The following is a 6,705-nucleotide window of genomic DNA, read 5'->3' as shown; positions in this document are numbered from 1 at the left end:
TCTTCGCCACGACGCCGGGCTTCGCTTGCACCGGCATCAGCCTCAAGGCAAACGATGGCTCGGCCGTCCGTGGGCGCACCCTCGAATTCGGCTTCCCGATGCGCTCCAACGTGATCGTCGTGCCCGCCGGCAAGGAACTGAGCGGAACGCTGCCCGACGGCAGCAAGGGCCTCACCTATACGAGCCGCTACGGCATGGTCGGCGCCAATGCGCTCGGCCTCACCGCCATTCTCGACGGCATCAACGACCAGGGCCTCTCCGTCGGCCTGTTCTACTTCCCGGGTTACGCGAAATACGCGCCCGTCACGGCGGAGAACGCCAAGCACGCCGTGGCGCCGCATGAGTTCGGCGTGTGGGTCCTCGCCAATTTCGCGAGCGTCGAAGAGGTGAAGAAGGCCGTGCAGACGATCGCCATCGTGCCGCCGCCGACCCCAGGGCTTGGCAGCGCTGAAGGCGCGGTCGCGGGCGTGCATTTCTTCATTCAGGATAGAAGCGGCAAGTCGATCGCGATCGAGCCCGTCGATGGCACATTGAAAGTGCACGACGCGCCGCTCGGCGTGATGACCAATGCGCCGACCTATGACTGGCACATGACCAATTTGCAGAACTACATCAATCTCTCGGTGCAGGATGTGAGCTCCGAGAAACTCGGCGGACTGACGCTTGACGCCTTCGGCTCCGGCACGGGCCTGCGTGGCATGCCCGGCGATTTCACCCCGCCGTCGCGCTTCGTGCGCGCTGCGATCTTCAGCCAAGCCGCCGCGCCGAACACCACGGCCGATGACGCCGTGTTCTCCGCCTTCCACATCCTCAATCAGTTCGACATCCCCAAAGGCTCCGTCGTGAACGCCGCGTTCGGCGAGCCGACCGACGAGATCACGGAATGGACGAGCGTGGCCGACCTCAAGAATCTGCGCTGGTATTTCCGCACCCATGAGGATCAGTCGATCCGCATGGTCGATCTGAAGCAGGCGATCGACGCAACCAAGGGCGAGATGGGCAGCATCAAGATGGAGGGCACGACCCAGCCCGTCGCCAATGCCTCGTCCAGTTTGCAGTCGGGCAAACAAGCCGGGCAGCAATAGCCAAACGATATTCGGCTTAATTGCGGGGAATTACGGGGGGAATACGGTCTATTGCGGGGATTTGCGGAACGCAGAGTGTTTGCGCGTACTGGCCCCGAAAAGCAGCGCGATCATGCCGCCGAATGCGAGCGCCGCGGCGAGAAACAGCATGGCACTGGCAAACATGCCGGTCGCTTCCTTGGAGATGCCGATCACCGTCGGGCCGAGCAGCCCGCCGAGATTGCCGACCGAGTTGACGAGCGCAAGTCCGACAGCAGCACCGGTGCCGGTGAGGATGGCGGTGGGGAAGGTCCAGAACGTTCCGACCGCGGCGTAGATGCCGGCGGTGGCGAAGGTCAGCGCCACCATCGCCACAAGCAGCGACCCCGCTGATGCCGACCACGCGAACGCCACGGCGCCTATGAAGAGCGGCAGCGCGATATGCCAGCTCCGCTCGCCGGTGCGGTCGGAGTTCCAGCCGACCAGCACCATGACGATGCTTGCGAAAAGATGGGGCACGGCGGTGAGAAAGCCGATCGTAAGCGGGTCGAGGCCGAAGGTCTGGATCACCTGCGGCATCCAGAAGCCGATGCCGTAGAGCCCGACCACAATGCAGAAATAGAGCAACGCGAGGACGAAGATGCGCGGCTTGACTAGCGCCTCCCAGAGACCGGCATAGCCGATTTTCCGCGTCGCCTCCGCTTCAATGGCAAGGCGGGCGGACAGCGCCTCACGCTCCCGCGTCGTGAGCCATGCCGCGTCGGCCGGCCGGTCCGTCAGGAACTTGAGCGCCGCGAGACCGAGCAGCACCGCAGGCAGCCCCTCGATCAGGAACATCCACTGCCAGCCTTTGAGGCCGCCGACACCGTCGAGTTGGAGCAGCGCGCCGGAGATGGGACCGCCGACGACGGTCGCGATGGGAACCGCCGCCATGAACAGCGACACGATGCGCGCCCGCTCTCCGGCCGGGAACCAGTAGGTGAGATAGAGGATAATGCCGGGAAAGAAGCCCGCCTCGGCGACGCCCAGCAGCACGCGCATCAGATAGAAGCTCGTCGGGCCCGACACGAGGCTCATGGCGGACGCCACGATGCCCCAGCTGATCATGATGCGCGCGATCCAGATGCGCGCGCCGAAGCGCTGTAGCGCGAGGTTGCTCGGGATCTCAAACAGCAGATAGCCGATGAAGAAGATGCCGGCGCCCGCGCCGAAGATCGCCGGCGTCAGCCCGAGATCGTCGTTCATCTGCAGCGCGGCGAAGCCCACGTTCACCCGGTCGAGGAAGTTGACCAGATAGCAGACGAAGAGAAACGGGATGAGGCGGCGCGCGGCCTTGCGTACGGCCGATTGGGTCGCCTGATCCTCCGTCATGCCGTTCCCGCCCCCTGACGATTGTAACCTGATGCCCGAGCTTGATCCGGGCATCCAAGCCGTTGGCGCTCCGCGCGCTGATACGGCAGCGGAATGGATTGCCGGGTCAAGCCCGGCGATGACGAATGAGAGGGACGAAGCGCTTTCGGCAGAGGCCGGCCGACGATGCAGGCCGCATTGGAGTATCCTTCCCGCGCTAGCTGATTCGGATGAATCTCTAGGGAGGGATCGACGTGGCTATTCACTGGACGCGGCTGCTCAAGTGATGCGCGAGGCGTTGCGCGACACGGTCAAGCGCTACTCGCTTTGGTATCTCATTCAAGGCGTGCTGATGGTTCTGGCGGGGCTGCTCGCGCTGATCTATCCCCTCGTCGCCTCAGTCGCCGTCATCTATCTGTTGGGCTGGGTGCTGATCGCGAGCGGCGTGCTGCAAGGGCTCGGCCTGATCGGCGCACCGCGGGTGCCGCATTTCTGGCTACAGCTCGTCTCCGTCGTGCTGTCGATCGTGGTCGGCGTGCTGCTGCTGCTGAGCAATCCCGACGGCGGCCTGCTCATCATGACCCTGCTGCTGATCGTGTTCTTCATGGCGGAGGGCATTTCCAAGATCGTGTTCGCCCTCACCATCAGGCCGTTCCCGGCCTGGGGCTGAGTCTTCGGTAGCGGCCTCTTCGGCATCCTGCTCGCGTTCTATCTTTTCGCCAGCCTGCCGGTCAGCTCGGACTGGGTGCTGGGCGTCCTGCTCGGACTCCTGATCGTCCGAGGGCGCGGCGATGACCTATCTGGCCTGGCTCGTCCGGCAGGACTGATTTAGCGGAGGACTGATTTAGCGGACGACTGATTTAGCGGACGACTGATTTAGCGGACCTCGGCGGTGGCGATGTAGCGGGCATAGATCCAGCCCACCTCCTTGGTCTCGGAATCGATGACCTGGATCCAGTTGCCCTTGCGGCCCGTCGCCTGAAAGCGGCTGCCACTGGGCGCCGTGCGGATCGCGGGCGTCGTCGAAGACGGCCCTTCGCGGACGTTGGCGCTGCCGGACAGCTCGACCCACTCGACGTCGGCCGCCTGCTTCTGCGCGGCCGTGCCAGCGGCCGCTGCGCCCGCTTCCGCATTCGCGGTCTCCTGTCCGGCCGTTTCGAACTCCTCGCGCAGTTCGGCGATATGCGCATCTGGGTTCTCCAGCCCGAGCCTACGCGCGCGCTCGTACCAGCTCAATGCCTGCTCGGGCTCGGGCTTGATCCCATGCGCGCCCAACTGCTCGATGAAGACTGGGTCGTAAGTGGCGCCGACCGCAAGCGCGGCCTCGGCGCTGCCGGCTTCCGCCGCGCGCTTGAAATAGGCGCGCGCGCCCGCGAAATAACCGACCGCGATCATCTTCTTGCCGTGGACGATAAGATCGGCGATGCGCTCGCTTTCCTGCGGCCGCACGATCAGATCCGACCGCGGGTCGAAGATGGTAAGTGCCGTGCTGGCGCTTGCCAGAACACGTCCGTCCGCCGCCACGAGTTCGGTGCGCAGATCCGCCGCACCGTTTGCCAACGCCGGCAGTGAGAGGCGGAGATCGGCGATCTCGTCCGGGCGGAGCGTCCACTCGGTCGCGCCGTAGGGGCGTCCTTGCGAGAAGGTCGCGCCTTCGGGCATCGAGCGGATGGCGATGAGGCTGCGGGCGGGCAACGCGTCGGTGGAATCGATGGCGAGCCCGAACGAGACGTCGCCGCCAGGCGCGCCGTCGATCCGGTCGGGGGCGGTGAGCACGATGGCCGGCGCGTCGCTGCGGGGCTTCGGCGCCGCGACCTTCGGAAGTGGGCCCGCGGTTACGGAGGCCTGCTGCACCAGGCCCGGCCGCTCGGCGGCGGCAAGGCTGACAAGCCTCTCCATGCCGGGAATCTTGATGGCGCCTTGCATCACCAGAAGAGCGATGATGGCGGTCGGGATCAGCGCGACAAGGATCAAGATCACAAGCAGCGCCGGGGTGAGGGCAGAGCCGCGCCAACCCTCAGGCGGCGGAGCCAAGGCCTCAAGCCTCGCCGTGGCATTTGCCGCCTCGACGGGCCAACCTTCCGGCAGGCGCGCGAACCGCTCCGCCATGGCCAGCGGCGTCGCATCGTCACCGATGCCGGCCTCTCTTTGCGCCTCGGCCGCGAGGCGCGCGAGCAAGCTCGCCTCGCGTTGCGGGGTCGCCTCTCCATTCACGATGGCTTCAGACCGTGTGTCTGTCGACTGGTCCATGACACCCTCCTACGCAGCACATCTCAAGTAGGGCGGCCCTGCCGCTAATTCTGACTTTGCTTCTGGCTCTGGTTCCACTCCAGAAAGGCGCGGAACAGAGTGGCGCGCTCAGCTTCCGATATCGGCTTCGCGCCGGCGCGCGGTGCCTCGGCGAGAAACGCGTTAAACTGTGTTTGCGAGGCGCTGTCCGCCACCGTCTTGGCGCGGTCGATCCAGGCTTGCGCTGCCGGCGCGCGGCGCCAGCCCTCGAGCGTCGCGGCGAAATTCACCTCGCGCCATTTTGGGTGTCGCGGCGCTTCGAGCAGCGCATCGAAATTGGTGAAGAAGCGATCGGTGAACTTTGCGAGCTTGCGCCTGCGCGCAGCATCGCCGTTCCAGTTGAACGACATGAGCACCGCGCAGACCGAGACGGTGTCCACGCTCTCGCCTTCCGCGATCAGCGCGGGGTAATCGGCGTGGGTCAGCGTGGCGGGATAGAAGCCGTCCTCCATGTCCTTGAGATAGGGCACGGAGAGGATCTTGAGACCGTCGCCTTCCGCAAACGCGGCAAGACCGAGGGCGGGCTTGCCCGCCACGGTGATGGTCGCGGCGATCTCGCCGGATTTCACCTTCTCGATAGCGTCGCGCTCGCCGAGATGCATTTCCTGCACCTTGATGCCCAGCGCGGAGAACATCTGCTGGCCGGTGATCGCGGTCCCGCTGCCCACTTCGCCGAGATTCACCTTCTGTCCGTCGAGCGCGCGAATATCCGCAACGCCGGAACGGGCGACGATGTGGACTTCCTCGTTGAAGAGCTTGGCGACATAGACGACCTGGCTCTCGAGATTGGGGCCAAGCTCGCCGTTGCGCGCGTAATATTTGAGGATATTGGCTTGCGTCACGCCCATGTCGACGCCGCGCAGATAGAGCACGTCCTTGAGCGCCTGCGCCGGGCCGTTTCCGACCATGGGCACGATACGGAGATCGGTACCGTCGTCGAGAATCTGCGAGATGTCCTGGACGATGCTGAGATCGGTCCCGCCCGGCGCGCCGGTCATGATGGTGACGACGTTCTGATTGGCGCGTTCGCGCAAGGCATCGCGGGCGACCTGCCCCGGCGAAGCGTTGCTCTGGGATTTTCCGCTTTTGGCGTCAGGCGCTGCACTGGCAGCGGAAGCAAGCAGGCACAGGCCGAGCACGAGGGCAATACGCATTACCAAGACCCCTCTTCGCGCGCATTCTCAAGACACACGTGAGCGGCCCCGCGATTTCGCGCGCAAGTACAGTGCCGCTCAAGCAGCCGAAACGTCAGGTTTGGTGGAGAAAACGCCGCGATCAGACAAGCTTGCGCGACTGTTTCCCCCGTCGTGCTGCTATCCTCAATGGATCAAGCTGACGTGATATTTTGGTCGCTGTCAAGTAGTTAGGACAGCGGCACATAATAAGACCATAGTCATGCCGCAGTTATGCCCGGATCAGCTTGAAAATGGCAAAAATATGGCGTCGCGAATAGTTGGTATTAACCGGTTTAAACTGTTGAAATACAGAGATAACCGCGCGTATGTTGCGGCGGAGACGCTGCGCAGCGGCCTAAGCCCTTAATCCGCGTCCATCTTCAGGGCATCCCTTGTTGCGGGAACGGGGTTCGCCAAACTCCAGACTGGAACTTGGCGAAGGCGCATAAGCCACTGAATCCGATCGAGCCACTGGAATGAAAGAGTCTGATACCAAAGTCGCTGAGGCCAGATATTCGGGCGACTACAGAATTGGGTTTCGCTTCGTCGATGGCGTCGAAGGCGAAATCGACCTCGAATCGCTTCTGGGGACCCGATGTTCGAGGGGCTGAGGACGAGGCCCTGTTCGCGCAATTCCAGCTCTACCCTGAGAGAGCCACGATTTTCTGGCCAAACGACGCCTACCTTGCGCCTGAGTTTCTCTATGAGAGGGTCCGGCAAAGGCGAGGCCGGCAATCCGCAGCCGAATAGGAGCTAATCCGCGTCCATCTTCAGGGCGGCGATGAAGGCCTGTTGCGGGATGTCGACCTTGCCGAAGGAGCGCATCT

General features: G+C 64.0%; 5 protein-coding genes. 2 read left to right on the top strand and 3 right to left on the bottom strand.

Annotated features, from left to right (window positions below):
- Positions 1-1,085: linear amide C-N hydrolase (locus tag ACR2J1_RS07660; RefSeq protein ID WP_434018743.1), on the top strand; the 1,085-nt coding region annotated here is incomplete at its 5' end.
- 48 nt (positions 1,086-1,133) lie between these two features.
- On the opposite strand, the gene ACR2J1_RS07655 is transcribed toward ACR2J1_RS07660, so the two are convergent.
- Positions 1,134-2,435, bottom strand: coding sequence for an MFS transporter (locus tag ACR2J1_RS07655; RefSeq protein WP_434018742.1), 1,302 nt, complete (start codon positions 2,433-2,435; stop codon positions 1,134-1,136).
- Between the two features lie 265 nt (positions 2,436-2,700).
- Here ACR2J1_RS07655 and ACR2J1_RS07650 point away from each other — a divergent pair, with 265 nt between their 5' ends.
- On the top strand, positions 2,701-3,084 hold the full coding sequence (locus tag ACR2J1_RS07650) for an HdeD family acid-resistance protein (protein WP_434018741.1): 384 nt from the start codon (positions 2,701-2,703) through the stop codon (positions 3,082-3,084).
- 206 nt (positions 3,085-3,290) lie between these two features.
- Here ACR2J1_RS07650 and ACR2J1_RS07645 read toward each other — a convergent pair whose 3' ends face one another.
- Both ACR2J1_RS07645 and ACR2J1_RS07640 read right to left on the bottom strand, forming a co-directional pair.
- Positions 3,291-4,664 (bottom strand): SH3 domain-containing protein, encoded by a 1,374-nt coding sequence (locus ACR2J1_RS07645; protein ID WP_434018740.1) that lies wholly within the window; start codon positions 4,662-4,664, stop codon positions 3,291-3,293.
- Positions 4,665-4,708: 44 nt separating this feature from the next.
- Complete coding sequence (locus tag ACR2J1_RS07640; protein ID WP_434018739.1) at positions 4,709-5,857, bottom strand: TAXI family TRAP transporter solute-binding subunit; 1,149 nt, start codon at positions 5,855-5,857, stop codon at positions 4,709-4,711.
- Positions 5,858-6,705 lie beyond the last annotated feature (848 nt).

The sequence above is a fragment of the Methyloceanibacter sp. genome (genome assembly GCF_050999895.1).
Taxonomy (GTDB): Bacteria; Pseudomonadota; Alphaproteobacteria; order Rhizobiales; family Methyloligellaceae; genus Methyloceanibacter.
Note: the sequence above shows the minus strand (reverse complement) of the source record. Positions and strands in the feature narration are given on the sequence as shown.

Bases quoted from the DNA above. Each gene is read 5' to 3' on its own strand.
- ACR2J1_RS07645 (WP_434018740.1), bottom strand. From the start codon at position 4,664: ATGGACCAGTCGACAGACACACGGTCTGAAGCCATCGTGAATGGAGAG.
- ACR2J1_RS07650 (WP_434018741.1), top strand. From the start codon at position 2,701: ATGCGCGAGGCGTTGCGCGACACGGTCAAGCGCTACTCGCTTTGGTAT.
- ACR2J1_RS07655 (WP_434018742.1), bottom strand. From the start codon at position 2,435: ATGACGGAGGATCAGGCGACCCAATCGGCCGTACGCAAGGCCGCGCGC.
- ACR2J1_RS07640 (WP_434018739.1), bottom strand. From the start codon at position 5,857: ATGCGTATTGCCCTCGTGCTCGGCCTGTGCCTGCTTGCTTCCGCTGCC.